At 60.4% G+C, this 21,631-nt stretch carries 22 protein-coding genes; 11 read left to right on the forward strand and 11 right to left on the reverse strand.

Features of this window, described 5'->3' with window-relative positions; genetic code table 11:
* Positions 1–41 precede the first annotated feature (41 nt).
* The 10 genes from QWI20_RS19800 to QWI20_RS19845 all read right to left on the reverse strand — a co-directional run bounded on the left by QWI20_RS19800 (position 42) and on the right by QWI20_RS19845 (position 10,992).
* Positions 42–1,868, reverse strand: a complete 1,827-nt coding sequence (locus QWI20_RS19800; protein WP_369306874.1) for a prolyl oligopeptidase family serine peptidase — start codon at positions 1,866–1,868, stop codon at positions 42–44.
* Entirely contained in the window at positions 1,834–3,021 is a 1,188-nt protein-coding gene (gene pqqE, locus QWI20_RS19805) for a pyrroloquinoline quinone biosynthesis protein PqqE (RefSeq protein ID WP_369306875.1), read from the reverse strand. The genes QWI20_RS19800 and pqqE overlap by 35 nt, the downstream gene beginning before the upstream one ends.
* Complete coding sequence (pqqD, locus tag QWI20_RS19810; RefSeq protein WP_369306876.1) at positions 2,993–3,268, reverse strand: pyrroloquinoline quinone biosynthesis peptide chaperone PqqD; 276 nt, start codon at positions 3,266–3,268, stop codon at positions 2,993–2,995. Before pqqD ends, pqqE begins: the two co-directional genes overlap by 29 nt.
* The gene (pqqC, locus tag QWI20_RS19815; protein WP_369306877.1) at positions 3,265–4,020 is read right to left on the reverse strand and encodes a pyrroloquinoline-quinone synthase PqqC; all 756 of its coding nucleotides are present in this window, start codon (positions 4,018–4,020) and stop codon (positions 3,265–3,267) included. The genes pqqD and pqqC overlap by 4 nt, the downstream gene beginning before the upstream one ends.
* A gap of 139 nt (positions 4,021–4,159) precedes the next feature.
* Complete coding sequence (gene pqqB / locus QWI20_RS19820; protein ID WP_369306878.1) at positions 4,160–5,071, reverse strand: pyrroloquinoline quinone biosynthesis protein PqqB; 912 nt, start codon at positions 5,069–5,071, stop codon at positions 4,160–4,162.
* Positions 5,072–5,164: 93 nt separating this feature from the next.
* Positions 5,165–5,236, reverse strand: coding sequence for a pyrroloquinoline quinone precursor peptide PqqA (gene pqqA / locus QWI20_RS19825; protein ID WP_008365141.1), 72 nt, complete (start codon positions 5,234–5,236; stop codon positions 5,165–5,167).
* Between the two features lie 188 nt (positions 5,237–5,424).
* Positions 5,425–7,788: a pyrroloquinoline quinone biosynthesis protein PqqF gene (gene pqqF, locus QWI20_RS19830; RefSeq protein WP_369306879.1), complete on the reverse strand. Its 2,364-nt coding sequence runs from the start codon at positions 7,786–7,788 to the stop codon at positions 5,425–5,427.
* Between the two features lie 94 nt (positions 7,789–7,882).
* Positions 7,883–8,683, reverse strand: coding sequence for a carbon-nitrogen hydrolase family protein (locus QWI20_RS19835; protein WP_369306881.1), 801 nt, complete (start codon positions 8,681–8,683; stop codon positions 7,883–7,885).
* A 10-nt stretch (positions 8,684–8,693) separates the two neighbouring features.
* Positions 8,694–10,388 carry a flavin monoamine oxidase family protein gene (locus tag QWI20_RS19840; protein WP_369306882.1) on the reverse strand — a complete coding sequence of 565 codons (1,695 nt, stop codon included), beginning with the start codon at positions 10,386–10,388 and terminating at the stop codon, positions 8,694–8,696.
* A 142-nt stretch (positions 10,389–10,530) separates the two neighbouring features.
* Positions 10,531–10,992 carry an Lrp/AsnC family transcriptional regulator gene (locus QWI20_RS19845; RefSeq protein ID WP_369306883.1) on the reverse strand — a complete coding sequence of 154 codons (462 nt, stop codon included), beginning with the start codon at positions 10,990–10,992 and terminating at the stop codon, positions 10,531–10,533.
* Positions 10,993–11,263: 271 nt separating this feature from the next.
* On the opposite strand from QWI20_RS19845, the gene QWI20_RS19850 reads away from it, so the two are divergent.
* The 5 genes from QWI20_RS19850 to ppk2 all read left to right on the forward strand — a co-directional run bounded on the left by QWI20_RS19850 (position 11,264) and on the right by ppk2 (position 16,489).
* Positions 11,264–12,268 (forward strand): 2-keto-3-deoxygluconate permease, encoded by a 1,005-nt coding sequence (locus QWI20_RS19850; RefSeq protein WP_369306884.1) that lies wholly within the window; start codon positions 11,264–11,266, stop codon positions 12,266–12,268.
* Positions 12,265–13,557 (forward strand): four-carbon acid sugar kinase family protein, encoded by a 1,293-nt coding sequence (locus QWI20_RS19855; RefSeq protein ID WP_369306885.1) that lies wholly within the window; start codon positions 12,265–12,267, stop codon positions 13,555–13,557. The genes QWI20_RS19850 and QWI20_RS19855 overlap by 4 nt, the downstream gene beginning before the upstream one ends.
* Entirely contained in the window at positions 13,554–14,555 is a 1,002-nt protein-coding gene (pdxA, locus tag QWI20_RS19860) for a 4-hydroxythreonine-4-phosphate dehydrogenase PdxA (protein WP_369306886.1), read from the forward strand. Before QWI20_RS19855 ends, pdxA begins: the two co-directional genes overlap by 4 nt.
* Before the next feature lie 54 nt (positions 14,556–14,609).
* Positions 14,610–15,380, forward strand: a complete 771-nt coding sequence (locus tag QWI20_RS19865) for a DeoR/GlpR family DNA-binding transcription regulator (RefSeq protein ID WP_369306887.1) — start codon at positions 14,610–14,612, stop codon at positions 15,378–15,380.
* Positions 15,381–15,583: 203 nt separating this feature from the next.
* On the forward strand, positions 15,584–16,489 hold the full coding sequence (ppk2, locus tag QWI20_RS19870) for a polyphosphate kinase 2 (protein ID WP_244655959.1): 906 nt from the start codon (positions 15,584–15,586) through the stop codon (positions 16,487–16,489).
* Positions 16,490–16,525: 36 nt separating this feature from the next.
* On the opposite strand, the gene QWI20_RS19875 is transcribed toward ppk2, so the two are convergent.
* Positions 16,526–17,572, reverse strand: coding sequence for an FUSC family protein (locus QWI20_RS19875; RefSeq protein WP_369306888.1), 1,047 nt, complete (start codon positions 17,570–17,572; stop codon positions 16,526–16,528).
* Positions 17,573–17,740: 168 nt separating this feature from the next.
* Between QWI20_RS19875 and QWI20_RS19880 the strand changes: the two genes are divergently transcribed.
* The 6 genes from QWI20_RS19880 (at position 17,741) to QWI20_RS19905 (ending at position 21,626) form a co-directional block, all read left to right on the forward strand.
* Complete coding sequence (locus QWI20_RS19880; protein WP_369306889.1) at positions 17,741–18,361, forward strand: YjfI family protein; 621 nt, start codon at positions 17,741–17,743, stop codon at positions 18,359–18,361.
* 15 nt (positions 18,362–18,376) lie between these two features.
* The gene (locus tag QWI20_RS19885) at positions 18,377–19,084 is read left to right on the forward strand and encodes a PspA/IM30 family protein (protein ID WP_369306890.1); all 708 of its coding nucleotides are present in this window, start codon (positions 18,377–18,379) and stop codon (positions 19,082–19,084) included.
* 77 nt (positions 19,085–19,161) lie between these two features.
* Positions 19,162–19,725 carry a rhomboid family intramembrane serine protease gene (locus QWI20_RS19890; protein ID WP_369306891.1) on the forward strand — a complete coding sequence of 188 codons (564 nt, stop codon included), beginning with the start codon at positions 19,162–19,164 and terminating at the stop codon, positions 19,723–19,725.
* A 50-nt stretch (positions 19,726–19,775) separates the two neighbouring features.
* Positions 19,776–20,435, forward strand: coding sequence for a DUF2491 family protein (locus QWI20_RS19895; protein WP_369306892.1), 660 nt, complete (start codon positions 19,776–19,778; stop codon positions 20,433–20,435).
* Positions 20,436–20,448: 13 nt separating this feature from the next.
* Positions 20,449–20,874 (forward strand): DUF350 domain-containing protein, encoded by a 426-nt coding sequence (locus QWI20_RS19900; protein ID WP_074886933.1) that lies wholly within the window; start codon positions 20,449–20,451, stop codon positions 20,872–20,874.
* Between the two features lie 26 nt (positions 20,875–20,900).
* Positions 20,901–21,626: a DUF1190 domain-containing protein gene (locus QWI20_RS19905; protein ID WP_133775475.1), complete on the forward strand. Its 726-nt coding sequence runs from the start codon at positions 20,901–20,903 to the stop codon at positions 21,624–21,626.
* Positions 21,627–21,631: the final 5 nt, after the last annotated feature.

Genomic DNA, 21,631 nt, shown 5'->3' on the forward strand with positions numbered 1-21,631 from the left:
GCCAGGTGCGTCAGTGGCTGACGCGCAAAACGTCTGAAACATCAGCCATCAATCACCTTCCGGTAAAACGCCCATTCGGTTTCCAGTGCGTGGGCCAGGTTGGCGGCTTTGCGGAAGCCGTGGCGTTCGTCGGGGTAGAAGTGCCCTTCCGCCGGAATGCCGTTCTCCAGCAAGGCATTGAGCATGTCGCGGGTCTGGGCGGGGACGACCACGGCGTCGAGTTCGCCCTGAAAGAAGATCACCGGGACCTTGATCTGGTTGGCGTGCAGCAGCGGCGTGCGTGCCCGGTAGCGCGCCATGTCGACGTCGGGGTCGCCGATCAGCCAGTCCAGATAATCCGCTTCAAACTTGTGCGTGGCTTCCGCCAGTGCCAGCGGATCGCTCACCCCATAAAGGCTCGCTCCTGCGCGGAACACATTCTTGAAAGCCAACGCACACAGCGTCGTATAACCACCGGCGCTGCCGCCTCGGATAAACGCATTTGCCGGGTCGATCAGGCCCTGATTGCCCAGGTATTCAACCACTGCGCAGGCGTCTTCGACATCGACAACGCCCCATTCCAGAAACAGCGCCTGGCGGTAGGCGCGGCCATAACCGGTGCTGCCGCGATAGTTGAGGTCAGCGACGGCGAAGCCCCGTTGGGTCCAGAACTGGATGCGCGGGTCCAGCGCCGGATAGCAGGCGGAGGTCGGGCCGCCGTGGATAAACACCACCAGCGGCGGCTTGCCTTCGCCATTCATGGCCGGATAGAAATACCCGTGCGCTTCGCTCGAGCCGCTCGGATAACGCAGGGTTTGCGGCTGGCTGATGCGCTCGACAGGGAGCGGGCTCACGCCGCCGGCCAGCACCTGAACCCGTTTGTCAGCACGACTGATGGCAATGACAGCAGAAGGGCTGACGGGCGACGCCGCGATGCAATAGAGGTAGTCCGCGTCCACCGCGAGGCTTCTGAAACGGCTGTAATCGCCGCTGAAATCTTCAACTGAACCCTGCGCCGAGCGCACGCCGAGCAGGCCTTTACCGTCATCTAACCAGGCGGCGAGGTACGCACCGTCGCCGAGCGGCGCCCAAGTTGACGCGCCCAGTTGCCACGGCGCCGAAGCGTGGTCGGCAGGGGCGGCAGGCAGTGCTTCGAAACCATCCAGCGTCTCAACCCACGGCTGCCAGAAGCCGGCGCGGTCGGTCAGGCAATACAAGCGCCCAGCTTCATCAAAGCGGGGTTGCTGCAGCGATTCCAGCCCCAACCCACCCGCAAGGCAGTGCGGTCGACCCCAGGCGAGATCGGGCTGGCGTTCGACGCTCATCAGTCGCGAGGACGTCCAGGGCTGATGCGGCCGCCACCACTCGATCCACACCAGGCGATTGCCATCCGGGCTGACGGAGGGTGATGCATAAAAGTCGGCGCCTTCGGCCAGTACGTGGCGGCGGCCGTCGGCGACGTCGAATCCGACCAACCGATGAGTATCCTTATCCTCCTCAACCGCCAGAATCTGCCCACGCGCATAGCGGACATCTCCGAAGAGTTTGTCGCCTTGGGTCAGGGGTTGAGGGGTTGGGGAATCGAAGGGCTGGAGGTAAATCTGCTGGTCCGCTTCGTTGACGAACACCACGGCATCGTCAGTCAGGCAGAACGAACCGCCGCCATATTCATACACCCGGCTGCGCACGCTGAAACCCTCGGGAGTCAGGCAAGCAGTCGCGCCGTCGTGCCAGCGCCAGATGCGCGTCGCGGCATCCTGCGGGCGGAATTCACTCCAGAAAAGCCCCGCAGGGCACACGGCGAGTTCGGCGAAATCAGTGCCTGCCGCCACAGCCTGGGCGGCAGAAAGAAGGTCAGGACTTGGCGATGAGGCGTGAGTTTCGTTCATTGCGGAAGGCCAGTTGCTCGATGGTCTGGCTAGCATACTCGGCTTCATCACGGGCCTGGGTGATCAAGTGGTGCTGGGGCGACTTGCTGCACACCGGGTCGGTATTGCTCGCATCGCCGGTGAGCATGAACGCCTGACAGCGGCAGCCACCGAAGTCCTTTTCCTTCTCGTCGCAGGAGCGGCAAGGCTCTGGCATCCACTCGTAACCGCGGAAGCGATTGAAGCCGAACGACTCGTACCAGATGTGCTGCATGGTGTGATCGCGCACATTGGGAAACTGGATCGGCATCTGCCGCGCGCCATGGCACGGCAGGGCAGTGCCATCCGGCGTCACCGTCAGGAACAGATTGCCCCAGCCGTTCATGCAGGCTTTTGGGCGCTCTTCGTAGTAATCGGGGGTAACGAAGATCAGCTTCACCGGGTGGTTCTCAGCGGCGAGCTTGACCCGGTATTCGTTGGTGATGCGTTCGGCGCGCACAAGTTGGTCTTTGGTCGGTAGCAAGCCCACACGATTCAGGTGCGCCCAGCCGTAGAACTGACAGGTCGCCAGCTCCACGAAGTCAGCTTCCAATGCCACGCAGAGCTCGATGATTTTGTCGATCTTGTCGATGTTATGCCGATGGGTCACGAAGTTGAGGACCATCGGGTAGCCATGCTTTTTCACGGCGCGGGCCATTTCCAGCTTCTGCGCGAAGGCTTTTTTCGAGCCGGCGAGCATGTTGTTCACTTGCTCGTCGCTGGCCTGGAAACTGATCTGGATGTGGTCCAGCCCGGCTTCTTTGAAGTCGATGATCTTCTGCTCGGTCAGGCCGATGCCGGAGGTGATCAGGTTGGTGTAAAAGCCCAGCCGCCGCGCTTCGGCGATCAGCTCGGCCAGGTCCTGACGCACCAGCGGCTCGCCGCCCGAGAAACCGATCTGGGCTGCGCCCATTTGCCGGGCTTCGGCCATGACTTTAAACCACTGCTCGGTGGTCAACTCCTGCCCCTGCTTGGCAAAATCCAGCGGGTTGGAGCAATAAGGGCATTGCAACGGGCAGCGATAGGTCAGTTCGGCGAGCAGCCACAGCGGCAGCCCGACCGGGGGCGTGGGCGGAATGTAGACATCGGACTGAGTGTTCACTGAGTCAGGCAAATTCAATCCAGAGCTCTGCACGGGCGACCTCCATGAATTGCTCGACGTCAGTGCCGAGCTCGGGAACGCCGGGGAATTTTTCGTCTAGCAGAGCAATGATGGCGCCGACGCTGCGCTGACCGTCAATCAGGCCACCGATCGCGCTCGCGCTTTCATTGAGCTTGATCATGCCCTCGGGGTAGAGCAGCACGTAACCGTTTTGCGCCGGCTCAAACTGGAAACGATAACCGCGGCGCCAGCTGGGCACCTGTTCGCGATTGAAGCTCATAGGGCGATTCCTTTGTGCCAGACGCGTTGGTCGGTCACGCTGTGATAGGGCGGGCGGTTCAGCTCGTACGCCATGCTCATGGCATCGAGCATGCTCCACAAAATGTCGAGTTTGAACTGCAGAATTTCCAGCATCCGCTCCTGGCCGTCCCGTGTGGTGTAGTGCTGCAGCGTGATCGCCAGACCATGCTCGACGTCGCGGCGGGCCTGACCCAGGCGGGTGCGGAAGTATTCGTAGCCGGTCGGGTCGATCCATGGGTAGTGCTGCGGCCAGCTGTCCAGGCGCGATTGGTGAATCTGCGGCGCAAACAGCTCGGTCAACGAACTGCTCGCCGCTTCCTGCCAATTGGCGCGACGGGCGAAGTTGACGTAGGCATCGACGGCAAATCGTACGCCGGGCAGAACGAGCTCCTGCGAGCGCAACTGGTCAGGATCCAGGCCCACGGCTTGACCCAGACGCAGCCAGGCTTCGATGCCGCCGTCTTCACCGGGCGCGCCGTCATGATCCAGCAAGCGCTGTATCCACTCGCGGCGGATTTCCCGGTCCGGGCAGTTGGCCAGGATCGCAGCGTCCTTCAGCGGGATGTTCACCTGATAGTAAAACCGGTTAGCGACCCAGCCCTGAATCTGCTCGCGGGTCGCGCGCCCTTCGTACATCGCCACATGGAAAGGGTGATAGATGTGGTAATACGCGCCCTTGGCGCGCAGGGCCTGTTCGAATTCAGCGGGGGACAGCGGCGTTGCATCGTTCATGTCGGCAGTTCTCGTCAAGAATTTCCGCAGATCCCGTGGGCGTGAGCTGCTCGCGAAGGCGATCTACCTGTGCCTCATCGGCGGGCTGACCTGACACCTTCATGAGCAAACTCACCCCACAGTCGGTTATTCAGCGTTCTTAAAGCGCGATGCTCATCCCGTCGAACGCCACTTCGACGTTCCGCCGCGCCAGTTCAGCGCGCTCGGGCGAGTCTTCGTCGAGGATCGGATTAGTATTGTTGATGTGGATAAGCACCTTGCGCTGTTGCGGCAGCTTTTCCAGCACTTCGAGCATGCCGCCGGGGCCGTTTTGCGCCAGATGACCCATCTCCGTCCCGGTGCGGGTGCCAACGCCACGACGCTGCATCTCATCGTCGTCCCACATTGTGCCGTCAACCAACAGGCAGTCGGCGCCGCTCATTTTCTCCATGAGGGCATCGTCGACTTTGCCCAAGCCCGGCGCGTAAAACAGTTTGCCGCCCGTGCTCAGGTCCTCGACCATCAACCCGATGTTATCGCCGGGGTGTGGGTCGAAACGGTGTGGTGAGTAGGGCGGTGCCGCACTGCGCAGTGGAAATGGCGTAAAGCGCAGATTTGGGCAGGCCGGAATGACAAAACTGCCTTCCAGCTCGATGCGATTCCAGGCCAGGCCGCCGTTCCAGTGTTTGAGCATGTTGAACAGCGGGAAACCTGTGCTCAGGTCCTCGTGGACCATGTCCGTGCACCAGACCTGATGCGGGCAGCCTTCGCGCAGGCTCAGCAAACCGGTGGTGTGGTCAATCTGGCTGTCCATCAGAATGATCGCGCTGATCCCTGTATCGCGCAGGCCGCGATTGGGCTGCATCGGGGCGAACCCCTGGAGCTGGGCGCGGATGTCGGGAGAAGCGTTGCACAAGATCCAGTTCACCCCGTCGTCCGACAGCGCGAGGGACGACTGGGTGCGCGCGTGCGCCCGCAAGCTGCCGTCGCGAAAGCCTGCGCAGTTGGCGCAGTTGCAGTTCCATTGAGGGAAACCACCGCCGGCGGCGGAACCGAGAATCTGGATGTGCATGTAAACCCCGTAGCGACAGGCCAATCCGGCCCTGAATCAGAATCGCGTTAATAAAAAAGCCCCGGCGAACCGAGGCTTCTCACCGCGCAACAATCAACGGCTTGCGAAGTACATGGTGACTTCAAAGCCGATACGCAGATCAGTGTAAGCAGGTTTAGTCCACATAATTGACTCCTTCTGGGTTAGTGCAGCGGTGGGTGAGTACATTCGTTAGTGCTCCTGCGAGCGGAGACGTTCAAATGCTTAGGGGGCTATGTTACTAAAATTATCGAACGGCCAATGATGAAATATCCGATAAAGATCCTTGCACAACGGGCAATGATCAGCTGTTTGAGGGCCGCGGCCGGGGCGGGCTAGAACGGGCCAGGTCGGTTCGACAGGCACAGCCGGGCGCTGTCCGGATGTGCCAGCCGATGAGCGGCTTCCAGCAAAGCAGCTTGCTGAAGATGTGCAAGCGAATGTTGCAGGCGGGCGCCGTAGTCGCTGCCGTGGCCTGCCAGATACGCGTGCCAGAGCAGCTCGGCTGCTTGCGGGTGCTCCATGTCAGCGGTTTCGAGCTGATCCTGCAGGATTTTTACCTGCGCGGGTAAGTCTGCAGCATTGATCAGTGTCGGCAGACTCTTAATGAACGCCTCGACATGCGCAACGAGTTGTTCCGCGCTCGCACTGGGCGATTGCACGCCAAACAACAGGCCGCCATGCCCTGCGATCTGTTGGAAACCGCTGAAAACGGCGTAACCCAACTGCAACTCGACCCGTAGGCGCTGGTAGAACGGGGCCTGCATCAGGTGTGCGAACAGTCGCCATGTGGCTTCGTCGTCGAGAGAGTGGGAGGGCGTTGGGTAGAAGATCAGCAGCCCAGTTTCGGAAGATTCCGACGGTTCGATTTCCCAGCGTGTGCCTGAGGCCGGGGTGGTTGCGTGTGCTGGAAGCTCGGGGAGACCGGGGATGAGCCGAGCGGCGTGGCTCAACAGGTTTCGCGCTGAGGGTGTGAAGCCCGTGGCAAACCCCGTCCAGGACGTCTCTGCCCAGACGCGCTGCAGATTGTCAGTCTGCTCGGTGACTGAGTTGTTCAAATAATGATCAGGTAAGGTTTTCAACAGCTGACGTATCGGGATGAGGGCCGGTTCATTAGCCGGCGCACTGTAGCGCGCCAGGGTCTGCGCATCCGGCTGGACGAGCAGACTCAGCGCCTGTTCCAGCACGGCGGGCAACGGTTCCGTCAAACCGGAGACTTTTAACTGCCAGAACCTGCCGTAAGAACTGAACGCCAGCGTGACACCCGCTTGGTTGGCTTGAGCAGCCAGTGGTTTCAAGCTTTCTTCCAGCATTCGTGCAAGCGTTGGTTGCGCGGTTGCAAGCGCCCATCGCAGGTACAGCGCGGCCTCGCCGTTGTCTGACAGCGCGTCGCTGAATGTCAGCGCAGGCAAGTGCGAGGTTGGCGCAGTGGCTGGCGTTGTCATTTTCAGAAATGGATTGGGTTCTGGCAGGCGCCAACCGACGTTTGAGGTGTCGTACGGCGGGGACTCGGCCTCTGCCTGCAACAGCGTCGATGGCGTAAGTTTGTTCAGCAGCGCATCTACCGCGTCTATCGACAGACCCGCCTCATCAGGCTCAGCGCTGAAATACCGCGCCAGCGACAGCGCACTGCTGACGGCCAGGCGCCGCTGTTCCAGCCGCGCGTATTCTTCCAGCAACGGGCGGTAATGGAATTTGAAAAAGGCGAGCCAGCTGAACACCATTGCTGACACGCGCGATGACGCCTCGGGTGTCTTCGCGGCCAATGCGACCTCAGTGTCGATGACTGCCTGGCCGCCAAACTCATACATGACCTCGGCTTTCAGCGACTCAATCAAGCCTCGGTCACGCAGCTCCGCCACCAGCCCGCCCGGTTGCCCGTCATTCATCCAGGTGCGGAGAAACGCAGCGGCCTGTTCCTGCCCGGCCGGTAAGCCTTCGCACGCGAACGTCAGATGCATTCGACGATGGTCAGGTTCGGCGATTGGCTTCGGTGCATCAGTGAGCAGCGCAGGCGGACGCTGTTGCTCAACCCGAATACCTTGAGCGAAATACCCGCCAAACTGCGTGGCCAATTGTTCCAGTTCATTCAGCGATTGACGCCCCGCCAGACTCAACGTCATCTGTCCGGCCTGATAGAACCTTTGGTAGAAATCCTGCAGCGCATCCTGAAACGCCTGACGCGGCACTGGAAGGCTGAAGCGATTCCCTGCATGAAACCCGCGTAGCGGATGCAGGGCTGACAAAGGCTGCAGGCGTTTGAGCAGGTCACGGGAGGCATCGTCCCGCGACCAGGCGATGAATTCGGCGTGCAAGACCTCTCTCTCCCGCAACTGATCGGCAATCGTCATGCGCGGATGGGCGAGCATTTCGCACAGCCGCTCGAGACCGTCGGGGAACACGGCGCGCGGCAGCTCGAAGAAAAAGTCGGTGGTGCGCTCGCGTGTGCTGGCGTTCACTTGCCCGCCGTGACGCTGCACGAACGCCATCAGCTTTTCGTCATCCGCAAAGCGCTCGGTGCCGAGAAAAAACAGATGCTCAAGGAAATGCGCCAGCCCCGGCCAGCGGGTTGAAACATTATGACTGCCTGCCGCCACCCGCAATGCCGCCGCGCAACGCTTCAAACGTGGGGCCGAAACAAGCACCACGTTCAGGCCATTGGGCAGGGTCAGGGATCGTTGGCTGATGGGGTTGGGCATGGCGCTTGTGAGGTTTGATGACTGAGCGGCCATGCTAGCGGATAAAGGGCGTGCAGGTGTGGAACGTGCGCAGTGACGACGCAGGAGGATTACTTCACGGTTTACCCAGACCGGAATAGAACCCCGGTCGGCGATCCTTGAAATACGTATTGATCGCCTGAGATTCGCTCATCGATTCACGATCCAGAACCGCGATCACCAAGGCCTCATCCTGAGCGGCGAGACCGATTTGGCGACCGCCCGGCGCGCAGATGCTGCTCAATCCGCAGTAATGGATCTCGCCCTCACTGCCGCAGTAATTGGCGTAAACGAGGTAGCACTGGTTCTCGAAGGCGCGGGCGCGCACGGTGACTTCCGCGACGAAATCGTAGGGCGCCATGTTTGCAGTGGGTACAAGGATCAGGTCAGCGCCGGCCAGGGCCAGACGCCGCGTGTTCTCGGGAAACTCGACGTCGTAGCAGATTAAAAAGCCGAGTTTCCAGCCTTCGAATTCCACCACTGGAAAGTGCTCATCGCCTGCGCTGAACATCGCGTTGTCCAGCTCGCCGTACAGATGGGTCTTACGGTAATTGCAGAGCCGCACACCTTGCGCGTCGATCAGCTGCACCGCGTTGTAAATCTGATCGTCGCCGCTCAACTCCGGGTAGCCGTACAGAATCGCGACGCCCGTGGCTTGAGCGATCTCGGCAATCTTCAGCGCAGCCGTGCCGTTGCTTGCTTGCGCCAACTCGCGCGCGGCCTGGGCGCCAATGTTGTACCCACTGAGAAACATCTCCGGGAAGACCAGCAGCTTCGCCCCCTGCGCCGATGCTTCGATCGCCTGAGCTTCCAAGCGCATGAGGTTGGCGCTGACGTCCAGCGGCAGCGGCGGGCATTGGTAGAGGGCGACGCGCATAGTGACTTCCTTATTCCGGCAAAACGATCGGGCCGATTTCGTGGAACACGTCACCCGGACCCGGGTTCTCGGCGTGAGTCTTGCCGCCGAAGTGGGTCATGATGCCCCACACCGCATTCAGCGAGGTCTGCACGGCGCCTTCGACCCAGGCGGGTGTCCAGGACACATCGTCACCGGCGATGAAAATGCCCCGTTGCTCGTCAGGCATGTCTTTCTGCATGAAGTGCGCGTACATCCGCTGGTTGTAGCGGTAGTGGCCCGGCAGCGCGCCTTTGAAAGCGCCGAGGAAGTGTGGGTCGGATTCCCACGACACGGTGATAGGGTCTCCGATGACGCGCGCGGCGATATCGACCTTCGGGTAGATCTTTTTCAGCGCGCCGAGCGCCAGGCTGACGCGTTTTTCCACAGGGTGCGGCAGCATTTTCAGCGCGTCACTCATCCACGAGTAAGACAGGCAAATCACCCCCGGCTTCTCGACGCCGTTGGAATAGGTGCCGTTGTCGAACAGATAAGTGCCCCGGGTCAGGCGATCAGTCAGGGTCATGCTCATCAGGTCGCGGCCAGTCTCCGGGTCTTTGTCCTTCCAGAACGGCCGGTCGACCATGACGAAGGTTTTCGACGCCTGCATGTAGCGCGTGCGGTCCAGCGCCATCCACATCTTCTGCGAGAACAGCGATTCTTCGCACTCGATCTGGGTGGTCAGCAACCAAGTCTGGCACGTAGCCAGAACCGCGTCGTAATGGCGGACATCGCCCAGATTGTCGGTGACTGCGAACTGGCCGTTGGCGGCGCGGCTGATGCCCTTGACGCCCGTGCGCGGGGCGCCCCGGTGCAGTGTCGACAGGCTGGTGCCTTCTGGCCAGTGCGCGCAACGTTCGGGGGCGTGGCGCCAGATGCCGATAGGGACTTGCGCGACGCCGCCGACGATCAGGTGCTGGTGATCGTCGCAGTTGGTCATGACCACGCGGAAGATCTCCAGCATCGAGTTCGGGAAGTCCGAGTCCCAGCCACCGGTGCCAAAACCGACCTGACCAAACACTTCGCGGTGATAGAACGACAGTTTGGCGAAGGCTTTGGACGTGGCGACGAAATCATAGAACGTGCGGTCGTCCCACAACGGCACCAGCTTGTTCCACAACTCCTTCAGCCGAGGGACGTCGCGGTCGCGGATGGCTTGCTGAATGTCAGCGAACTGCGAGCCGTCCTCCAGCGCATCGGCCCAGGCGTCGGCGACTTCCTGAAACAGCGCGGGCAAGTCCGACAGTTTCTGTGCGTAGTGGGTGCTGCCTTCCAGATCAATCACTGTGCTGCCCGACGCAGCCGTCAGCGGATTGGGGAAGGGCTTGGATTCCAGGCCGAGCTTGTCGACGTAGTGATAAAAAGCGGTGGAGGACACCGGGAAGCGCATGCCGCCCAGCTCGGCGATGATGCCTTCAGCGCCTTCGAATTGCTGCGAACGCAGACGGCCGCCCATTTTGGAGGCCTCATAAACGACGGGCTTGAGACCCAGCTTCATCAGCTCATAAGCCGCCACCAGCCCGGCAATGCCTGCGCCGACAATCGCCACCTCTTTGCCAAGGTTTTCCGTAGGAATGCTACCAAGGCCCGCAGGATGTTCGATCCAGTCATCGAAGGCGAACGGGAAGTCCGGGCCGAAAATCGTGATCGGTTTCTTTCCGTTGGCGGGGTGGCGATTATTCTTCATGACTGACCTTGTTCGACTGAGGCGCGAAAGTGGACAAGTCTAGATAACAGTTGGGACGTAAATAAGAAGCAGAGTGCCGTCGTTGTGTCGAGAATACCAGCAAAGTGACGGAGCTTTTCGTCATATTGTCGGAAATGGCACGTCAGGACGGCTGGCCGCGGTCAATCTTGCTGCTCAGGATGATCGACGTGGTGGTCTTCTCGACGCCGTCGACACTGCCGATCAGATCAAGCATCTGATCCAGCTGCGCTGGCGAGTCCGTGCGCAGCCACGCCACGTAATCGAATTCGCCACTCACTGCGCACAACTGTTGCACCTGGGCGAGCGCACTCAGCCGCCGTAACACTTCCTTGCCGGAGCGAGGCTGCACGGTGATCCCGACATACGCCTGCAGCCCGCCGTCCACCAGCCGCTGACCCAGACGCACGCCATAACCGGTAATGACTTTGGCTTTTTCCAGGCGCGCCAGTCGCGAGGTCACGGTGGTGCGCGCGATGCCCAATTGCCGAGCCAGATTGGCGACCGGTTCCCGGGCATTGATTTGCAGCGCAGCGATCAGTTTGCGGTCGATGTCGTCGAGCGCTGGGGTGCGGGTGTCAGGCAAGGGGGATCTCCTTCGGCAAGCGGGGCATGTTAGGAGATTCCGCTGGTAATCGGGCGATATTCAAAACATCCCACGCAACTTCATTGCATACGGCCTTCCCAGCAGCTGTCGGGTAATGCGGCCCGATGCTCATATCGATCGCAAAAATGATTGGTTTGCGCATTAGGCGGTGATTGGGTAAGCTAATTTGAGCGAATCGATCAATATTATGATCGTTTCGCTCAATCAGGCTTGTTGCAGCCTCACCCTATAAAAATAAGGAGTGCTCCCTGTGGCCCAATTTCCAATCAAACGTACTATCGAGCGGGTGCCGGGCGGGATGATGATCGTGCCGCTGCTCATCGGCTCGCTTGTCGCGACGTTTTTGCCCGACATGCCCAAGTTTTTCGGGTCGTTCACCAATGCGCTGTTCACCGGCTCGTTGCCCATACTGGCGGTGTTTTACGTGTGCATGGGCGCAAGCATCGACATCAAGGCGACGCCCTATCTGCTGAAAAAGGGGGGAGTGCTGTTCGCCACCAAGGTCGGCACCGCTATTGTCATCGGCGTGATCATGGGCCACTTCCTGGGCGAGCAGCCCATCACCTCTGGCGTCTTTGCCGGGCTGTCGACGTTAGCGGTGGTTGCCGCGATGAACGACACCAACGGTGGATTGTATATGGCGTTGATGGGCCAATACGGGCGCTCCGAAGATGTAGGTGCGTATTCGGTCATGTCGCTTGAGTCCGGTCCTTTTCTGACCATGGTGACGTTGGGGGTTGCAGGCCTGGCAGCCTTCCCCTGGCCGACGCTGGTCGGGGCAATTCTTCCGCTCCTGCTGGGCATGCTGTTGGGAAATCTGGACCGCGAGATGCGTGACTTTCTGGCCAGGGCGGTGCCGGTGATGATTCCGTTCTTTGCCTTGGCATTGGGCGCCAGTCTCGATTTGCACAAGGTCTGGCAGGCCGGTTTGTTGGGCATTGGTCTTGGGCTGGCAGTCGTCGTAGTGACCGGTATTCCGCTGTATTTCGCCGACAGGTTATCGGGCGGCACCGGTGTCGCTGGGGTGGCGGCCGCTAACACCGCCGGTAATGCGGCGGCGGTTCCCGCGCTTGTGGCTGCCGCGAACCCGATTTACACCGAAGCCGCGAACTCCGCGACGCTGCTGGTTGCAGCCTGTGTGGTAGTAACGGCTGTCTTGTCGCCCGTTCTCACCGCAGCCATTGCCAAGCGCTACAGCGCTCGTCATCCCCGGCCTCAGACAGAGGCAACAGCGCAGCGGGAGGTTGTTCGATGACATTGCTAATCATCGCCGATGACCTTTCAGGGGCGGCGGATTGCGCGATCGCTTTTGCCAGTGCCGGGCATAACACGGTGGTCACGCTCGATGCGACCCATGACACCGGCGACGCCAGTGTGGTGGCTATAGACACCGACACGCGGCGCCTGTCGGGTGCTCAGGCAGGTCAGCGAACACTGGAGGCATACCAGTCGCTGCTTGCTCCCGGACAAAAACTGTACAAAAAGATCGACTCGACGTTGCGCGGTAACTGGGCTGCGGAGGTGGCTGCACTTCAGGCAAGGGCGGGACTGGCGATCATCGCTCCGGCATTTCCAACCACAGGCCGTACCACCGTTGACGGCCAGGTTCTGGTCAATGGCCTTGCGCTGGAAACCACTGAAACGTGGAAGCTTGAGCACGCAGACCGCTCTGCGGACCTCACCTTGATGCTGGAAAGCGCCGGGCTGCGGGTAGCGAGGCTGACCCTGTCAGTGTTGCGGGGTGATGTTGCTGCGCTCGCTCGACACATTGGAGAGGTTGCGAACAGTGAGACGCAGGCACTGATCGTCGATGCGGTGACCACTGAGGACCTGAAAATCCTGTCCGTCGTAACCTCGCAGTTGGAGCAAGCGATGTTCTGGGTGGGCTCGGGTGGCCTGGCTCGGGAAATCGCCTTGCTGCCGGGCTTCATCTCCGGAGCAAGCCTGCACGCACCCGGCGAACACGAAAAATACGCACCGACGCTGGTGCTGGTTGGCAGCCTGTCCGGGATTTCCGAGCGCCAGTGCGCAATGCTCAAGGAGCGCACCGGAATAAATGACCTTGTTGTCCCGCCTCCGGTGCTGCGCCAAGGCAAGAAACACGTCGATTGGGAACGTTGGGAAGCACAGATAGGCGAATGCTTGAACCAGGGCGATGACCTGTTGCTGCGTATCGGGCGCGACGAGGCGTTCGATCCGGCGGAAGGGGCGCACCTGTCGACTGGACTGGCAGCGCTGGTTCGTTCGAACTTCGCACAGGTGGGTGGCGTTATCGCCACTGGCGGCGAAACCGCCCGCGCCATGCTCAGCGCCGTGGGGATCGGCAGCCTGCAGCTTATTTGTGAGGTCGAAGCGGGCGTTGCGTTCGGGCGTCCCATCACTCCGCTGGCGGGGCGCCGTCCCGGCGTGGTGACCAAAGCCGGCGCCTTCGGCACGGAGCACGCCCTGTACGCAGCCTGGCTGCATTTGAATAACGCAATCGAGTCTGCGCAGTACGGCGCGGGCACTGTCACGAATCCTGCGCTACTAGGTAAAACATCATGAGCCACTATCTGCCCATCATCGGCATCACCATGGGCGACGCCAGCGGCGTCGGCCCGGAAGTCATCGTCAAGAGCCTGAACCACGACGTGGTCTATCAGCAATGCCGGCCGCTGGTCATCGGCGATGCCGGACGTCTGGAGCTCGCCAACACTATCGTCAATGGCACCGCAAAGGTCCGCCGCATCAACGAGGCGTCCGAGGCTCAATACGAGCCGGGCACGATTGATTGCATCGATTTGAACCTGATCCCGGCCGACCTGCCGTTCGGTCAGCTGTCGCCAATTGCCGGCGACGGTGCATACCGTTTCATCGCGCGTGCCGTCGAGCTGGCCGAAGCCCGGCAGATTGACGCCATTTGCACGGCGCCGCTCAACAAAGAAGCGCTGCACGCAGGCGGTCACAAATACCCAGGCCATACCGAAATGCTGGCGCACCTCACCCATGTCGACGAAGTGTCGATGATGCTGGTGGCACCGCAGCTGCGCGTTATTCATGTCACGACGCACATGGGCATCATCGATGCCATTCGCAAAATCGAACCGGGCCTGGTTCAGCGAACGATCGAGAGAGGTAACGCGACCCTGGTCAAGGCGGGTATTGAACGGCCCCGTATCGGGGTCTGCGGCATCAATCCCCATGCCGGGGAAAATGGCCTGTTCGGTTACGGCGAAGAAGAGGAAAAGATCATTCCCGCCGTCAAGGTCCTGCAGGACAAAGGCCTGGACGTTACGGGTCCTCTGCCTGCGGACACACTGTTTTTCCGAGCAGGGCGCGGGGATTTTGATCTGGTGGTTGCGATGTACCACGATCAAGGCCATGGCCCGGTCAAAGTGCTGGGCCTTGAAGCAGGCGTTAACGTCACCGTCGGCCTTGAAGTCATCCGCACCTCGGTCGACCATGGCACGGCGTTCGATATTGCCGGCAAGGGCATCGCGGATGAGCGCAGCATGCTCGAGGCGCTGCGCCAGGGCGCGGAGCTGGCCACCCGGCGAGGATGAGGTGACCGGGTCGGGTCGTGTAAGATCAGCGGCCTTCCTGCAACGAGGCCGCCCATGAAAGCCAACGACCGTCACCGCGCCATCCTCGAACTGGTTCGCGCCCGTGACACCAATGTCGAGCAATTGAGTGCCGCCCTCGGTGTGTCGGAGGCGACTGTGCGTCGCGATCTGACCATGTTGGCCAAGCAGCGACATTTGGTGCGGACCCATGGCGGAGCCACGGCGTTGATCGGGGTGCACGAGCCCGAGGCCTCTCTTGAGGAGCGCAAAGCGACTCAGCGCGACCAGAAAAACGCCATTGCGCAGGCGGCTGCGTTGCACATCGAGGACGGCGACACGGTACTCCTTGATGGCGGAACGACGTGCGCTGCGCTGGCGCTCCATCTTTCGTCCCGACAGAACGTGCATGTGGTGACCAACAACCTGATAGCCGTCATGACGTTGGCGAACGCTCCGGGAATCCGCCTGACACTGATCGGTGGCGACCTCAGAGGTTCGAGCATGAGCACGCTGGGCCCGCTGGCGGAATTGACCCTTAGCCGTCTCAGCGTTGACAAGGCGTTTCTGGGCGCTGACGGTGTGGTCGCCGAATTCGGCTTGTGCGAAGCCAGCGACCAACAGGCTTATCTGAAGGAATGCATCATCAAGCGCGCGGCGCAGGTGTTTGTCCTTGCCGATGCCGACAAGCTTGGTCGCGCACGACAACAACACTGGACGCCGATAGAGCGCGAGTGGACGTTGATCACCGCCGCGCAAGCCGATGAAACCCTCGTCGCGCCATTCAACGCCCACCGCCAAATTACCGTCGAGACGGTCAGCGTCTGATCTCAACCTGAACGTCCAGCCCAGTTGGTTTTACCCATGGCTGTTTGTCCCTGCCTGTCATTCAGCGTCAGCCGTCGGTGAGGACGATGGGGCAGTAGGAGTTTTCCGCGCTGTAAGGCTTTTGTCATTCATCTGTCACCCCCGGCGTGCCTAAATTCTCTCCCCACCCCATTTGAATCCACGCCGGGAGCCTCGTCATGACTCTGGATTTCTCCGAAACCGCCCGCTACATCCAGGCCGATATCCTCGACAGCTTCGACGAAGAACTGGAAATGGAGTACGACGACGCGCGCCTGGATGGCCTGTTGGCTGACTTAGGTGAGGAGGTGCCCAAAGGGATTGATCGCCGCCTGTACTTCCGTGAGCTGCTGCGCCTGCAAGGCGAGCTGGTGAAACTGCAGGACTGGGTGGTGAGCCAGAAGCTCAAGGTGGTCGTGCTGTTCGAAGGCCGGGATGCGGCAGGCAAGGGCGGTGCGATCAAGCGCATCACTCAGCGGCTCAACCCGCGGGTCTGCCGCGTGGCTGCACTGACCGCGCCGAGTGAACGCGAGCGTACGCAGTGGTACTTCCAGCGCTACGTCGCACACCTGCCTGCCGCTGGCGAAATGGTGCTGTTTGACCGCAGTTGGTACAACCGGGCCGGCGTCGAGCGGGTCATGGGGTTCTGCAATGACGAGGAGTACGAAGAGTTCTTTCGCACCGTCCCCGAGTTCGAGAAGATGCTGGTGCGCTCGGGCATCATCCTGATCAAGTACTGGTTCTCCATCACCGACGACGAGCAATACCGGCGCTTTCTGATGCGCATCCATGACCCGCTGAAACAGTGGAAGCTTTCGCCGATGGACCTCGAATCCCGTCGTCGCTGGGAGGCCTACACCAACGCGAAGGAAGAAATGCTTACCCGCTCCCACACCGACGTCGCGCCCTGGTGGATCGTCGAAGCCGACGACAAGAAACGTGCACGCCTGAACTGCATTCATCACCTGCTGGAGCAGATCCCGCGCGGCGATACCGAGACACCGCAAGTCGTGCTGCCGGAGCGCGAGTACAACGCCAATTACCTGCGGGCACCGGTACCGCGTGAGATGGTTGTTCCGCCGGTGTATTGATCCTCCGCCGATATGTGATCACAGCGCTGGCAGGGTTCAGATCTTCCACGCCGGCGCTGTTTTCGCCAGTCGTTGCTGCAGGCTTTCGAGATTCTGCGTGAACTGGCGGGTCATCAACTGATAACCGAGCATCTCGGTCGAGGCGGTTGGAACGTCGGGCCCAACGGTCAAAATCTCGGTCGGCCGCTGCAAACGCTCGGTCGCACCGGTCTGCAGCGCGCGGGCCATGCCGATCAACATGCGACGGATCCGCCGTTGCTCCGCCGTCACGCCTGTACTGCCGGCGTCTGCCGGACGCAGGTTCGATAGAATCTCGAGGATGCTCAGGCACATGCGGTAGTGGCTCTGAATAGCGTCCAGCTCAACGATCGAAATCTTCACTTCCTTGGACACCGACGGCATCAGCGAACGCAGCTGCAACAACGTCGCGCCCATCCGTGCCGTCAGCTTCACGTGCTCATCCGCAGTGATGGATTGCCCGCTCGCGATGCGGTCGTAAGCCAGGGCACAGTCCCGCAGGCCACTTGCCAGGTTGTAGCGCCACGAATACACGGCGTACAGCGGCAGCGCGAACGAAAACGCCAGGGCGAGGGCGATGCCGATCAGGATATCCACCGTCCGCCACAACCCGTCCGTGATCGGGTTATCACCGTGGCCCGCCACGATAAAGAGGGTGATCGCCGACAGCAGCGCCGTGTAGCCGCCCTTGCCGATGGCGTGATACGCAAAGAAGCCGCAGATCAGCGACATGATCACGTAGGTCAGCAACGGCATGCCCAGATAGCTTTCCTGTGCCACGACTGCCAGCCCCAGCGCTGCACCAATCAATGTCCCGTAGGCCCGTTCCACCGACTTTTTGCCGATATTGCCGTGGTGCTGCAATCCGCCAATCACGATCAGCATCGTGACCGACGCCCATTCACCGTGGGGCAAATTAATGCCGGTCGTCAGAAGAATCGACACCAACAGTCCGACCACAATGCGGCCGGCGTGAATGTAGCGGGCATGGCGATAGCGGCGGTATGGGTCCAGCAGTGGACGCAGGGCGCGGCGGAGCCAGGAGGGGAGGAAGGCTGAGTTCATGGGGTTACAGACCATGGGGATGATGAATATATCCGAAGCCCGGCTAACGCGGCGCGTCACCACCGGCATTGCCTCATTCACAAAGTCATCACATGTGAGAAGTTGCGTATCGGGATGCTTGCGCGTAGGGTGCGTTGCTATCACATGTGATGTTCAGGAAAAACCTCAATGGCTCGGAAAACATCAACCGACTACATGCGCGAAATGCGCGCTCGGCTGACGGCTGCCGGGTACGTGAAACGAGAGCTGTATGTACTTCCGGAAAACGCGGAAGTGCTGAGAGACATCGAAAAAGTGCTGCGCCAGCCCTACTTGGGTAACCGGATCAAACTGGAGGGATTCATGACTGACAACACCAATTGGACGATCAACACACTTCACTCGGCATTCGCCGAACTGGATGTGGTGAAGAACGAAGACATCAAACTGACCCTTATTCACGGCGCCGAGCCGAGTCTGAGCCTGGTGATGAACCAGTTCGGCGGCTTGCCCATCATCATTGCCATCGCGGGCGACCAGATCCTGGTTGATTCGGTACTGGTGTATGCCTCTGAGGTCAAAGACCTGGCCGCTTTCAATGACGCCGTGCTGCGGAGCAGGGAGCTCTTCCCGCTGTCGTCGATCGGCATCGAGACCCTGCCAAACGGCGAAACCTTCTACAACATGTTTGGCGCACTGAGCGCTGCTTCTTCGCTGACGGTCATCGTCCACGAAGTGCTCACCTTGGCAGAAAACGTGATTCATGCGGCCGACGCCTATGAAGATTTTCTTAAAGTTGATCCACAGTAATCGGGAGACACATCAATGAGCCTTTGGAAAAAAATGGTTACAGCGCTGCGTGGTGGGGCTTCCGAAGTGGGTGAAGCCATCGTCGATGCTCAGGCACTGCGAATCCTCGATCAGGAAATCCGTGACGCCGATGCCTCCATGCTTGCGGCGCGCAACCAGCTGATTCAGATCAAAGCCAAGCACAAGCTCTCGCTGCAACGCGTCGAAGAGCACGACAAGAACATCGCCAACTGGGAGCAGAAAGCCCTCGCAGCGATGAATAAAGGCGAAGAAGCCCTTGCACTCGAATGTGCCGAGAAAGTGGCTGAACTGACGGCCCTGCGCGATCAAGAGAAACTGGCTGCAGACCAGTTTGGTGTTCACGTTGCCAAGTTGACCGCACAGGTCATCAAGGCCGAAAGCCAGATCAAGGGCCTGCGTCAGCAGACCGATATGGCCAAGGCCCGCGACAGTGTGCAAAAGGCGCAGATCAACGCGGCTGCTGCAACCGGTGGTGCCAACGGCCGACTCGAAACCGCAGTGGGTTCGCTGGCCCGTATCAAGCAGCGTCAGGATGAGCAGGACGCGAGGCTTGAAGCGGCCGACGAGCTGACCGAGGCTGCCAATGGCGGCGATCTGGAGCGTCGTCTTCAGGATGCCGGGATCGGCGCAAAAACGGGCGGCGCGGCTGACGTGCTGGCCCGCTTGAAAGCGCAAAACCAGAGCAGTAACGCTGGGCAATAAGCACCGTTAAACAGAGGCAGCCGGATTTCCGTCTGCCTTTTTTCGGTTTCAGTTTTTTGGGCTCCAGCGGTGTGTAGATGAATATCGGAAATGGACTACGAACGATACTCTGCCTTGCCGCTGTGATGATTGCCGTGCAGATGGTTAACTCCCTGACTGCCAACAGCCTGCTGTTCCACGGCTTGGTGCCCAGAACGGTATCAGGACTCCAAGGCGTCGTTTTCTCCCCGTTTCTCCATGGCTCTGTCCGTCACCTGCTGAGCAACCTGCTGCCTTTTGTGGTGCTGAGCTGGCTGGTTGCGACCGAGGGGCTTCAACGTTACGTCCGTGTGGTGCTGCTCATAGTTGTACTCGGCGGGCTGATGGTCTGGGTGGTTGGCCGGCCGGTCATCCATGTGGGCGCCAGCGGTCTTATCTTTGGCTTGTGGGCGTATTTGCTGGCCCGGGCGTGGTACCAGCGCAGCCTGGCGAGCTTCGCGATTGCGCTGGTGACACTGTTGGGCTACAGCGGATTGATTTTTGGGTTCATTCCGGTGCCGGGCGTATCGATTGAGTCACACCTGTGTGGCGCGCTTGCCGGTATGGTGACGGCCTGGCTGATGCACTCGCGGCGGCTTCTCGAGCGAGGTCCGGCGCGGTGAATTTAAAAATTTTTTACATCGCCTCGGCGCGAATTCAAAGGAGATGAAACATGAGCTGGATCAAACGCGCGTTAGGCCTGGAGTCCCCCACTCCACCGGGCGGTCTCGGCAATCCAAGCCTGGCTAATCCGTTCGGGCTGGCGACCGGTCGTATGCTCGACCTCGACGACTCGCTCAAGCTGATGCTCGACGGCCATTCGGAGCTGGTGGTCCCTGACGAAGAAGTGGTCTGGGCGGTGGGTCAGGTTGACCTCGGGCAATCGGTCCGTCTGGTGCGCTTCTACTTCGAGGACGAGGATTACTGGCTGCAGGTCATGATGAACGGGCCTGCCGCTGAAGATGTTCAGGACATCATCCTGTTCGGCTACAGCAGCGTCGTGACGATCAACAGCGAGGCGGAGCTCAAGCGTCTGGTGGGGCCTGCGTCCAAAGTCGGTCTGCCGGTATTCGAGCATGACGGCTGGGAGTACGGTCGTCAGTGGGGCACGGAACAAGGCCAGACCGAGCTCACGCCCATAGACGAGCACGTCATCAGTCCTGACGGTGCCTACCGCATCAAGCACCTGAGCATGTTGTACGCGCGGGACACCGGACTGGTGGATCGTCGCGAGTTTCTGTTGCTGTCCGTTGAAGAGGACGAGGAGGGCGTTGTCTCCTTCACCACGTCGGTCGGCGTGACCCTGCAGTCCACCGATTTCACCGTCATTTAAAAGGAAGTAAAAAATGCTTGAAGCGCTTCGTATGTCCGTCAGCTTCCAGTCGTTGCTGAGTTTTGTGGTCTACATCATTGTGGCCGGCGGATTGTTCTCGTTGTTTCAGATGGCCTACACGCGTCTGACGCCGCACAAGGAATTCGCTCAGATTCGTGAGGGCAATGTGGCCGCCGCCGTCGCCCTCGGCGGTGCTCTGATCGGTTTCGCTCTTCCTGCCAGCAACGTGATCACCTACAGCATCAGCGTTCTGGATGTGGTGATCTGGGCAGTAATCGCAGCAGTCGTACAGCTGCTGGCCTTCACCGCCACCAGCATGGTGCTCAAGGATCTGTCCGCACGCATCACCCGAGGCGAGCTTGCGGCGGCCATCTACGCCGCCAGCGTCTCGATCAGTGTCGGTTTTCTCAACTCGGCCTGCATGACGCCGTCGACCTGATCGCCCGTTATCGAAAGGAGTTATCGATGAGACGTAGTTCCCTCAAGCTGGTCCTGGCCAGCACCCTGCCGTTGGCGATCAGCGCGTGCAGCAAGTCCGACACTGTAGAAGTTTCCGCGCAGCAGACCTATCCGTCGGTCCAGTCCTGCGTTGACCAGAAAGTACCGGTCGACATCTGCTCGGACGCTTACATGAGCGCGCTGGCGGAGCACCGCCGCATTGCCCCGACCTACGACGACAAGACGGCTTGCGAAGCTGATTTCGTCCCCGATTACTGTCAGCAGAATGCCGACGGCAAGTTCACGCCCAAGCTCGGCGGTTTCCAGCTGGAAGTTTCCGGTGAGCTTCCCAAGTCCCAGGTTGACGCAGCGAAGGCACAGGCTAACCAGTCCGGTGGTGGCGGTGGTGGCTTCGGTTCCGGGGTGAACGGATTCCTGATGGGCATGCTCGTCAGCAACATGGTCAACGGATTCACCGGCGGTGGCGGTCGTTACTATGCCCAACCCATCTACCAGGAGCGGGACTCGAGGGGTGGATATGGGTATTCCACACTGTCGCGCCAGATCGAGCAGGGCAAAACCTTCGGCAACTCCACCCAGGCGCGAAGCAGCTCGACCGGCACTTACAGCAAAAGCACCCTTGGCCGGAATTCCTCGGTCTCGTCTTCCGTTTCCCGTGGCGGTTTCGGCAGCCAGGCCACTGCTCGCAGCGGTTGGGGTGGCAAAAGCAGCGGCTCAAGCTTCGGCGGATAACAGGG

The sequence above is a fragment of the Pseudomonas sp. W2-17 genome (genome assembly GCF_041060445.1).
Taxonomy (GTDB): Bacteria; Pseudomonadota; Gammaproteobacteria; order Pseudomonadales; family Pseudomonadaceae; genus Aquipseudomonas.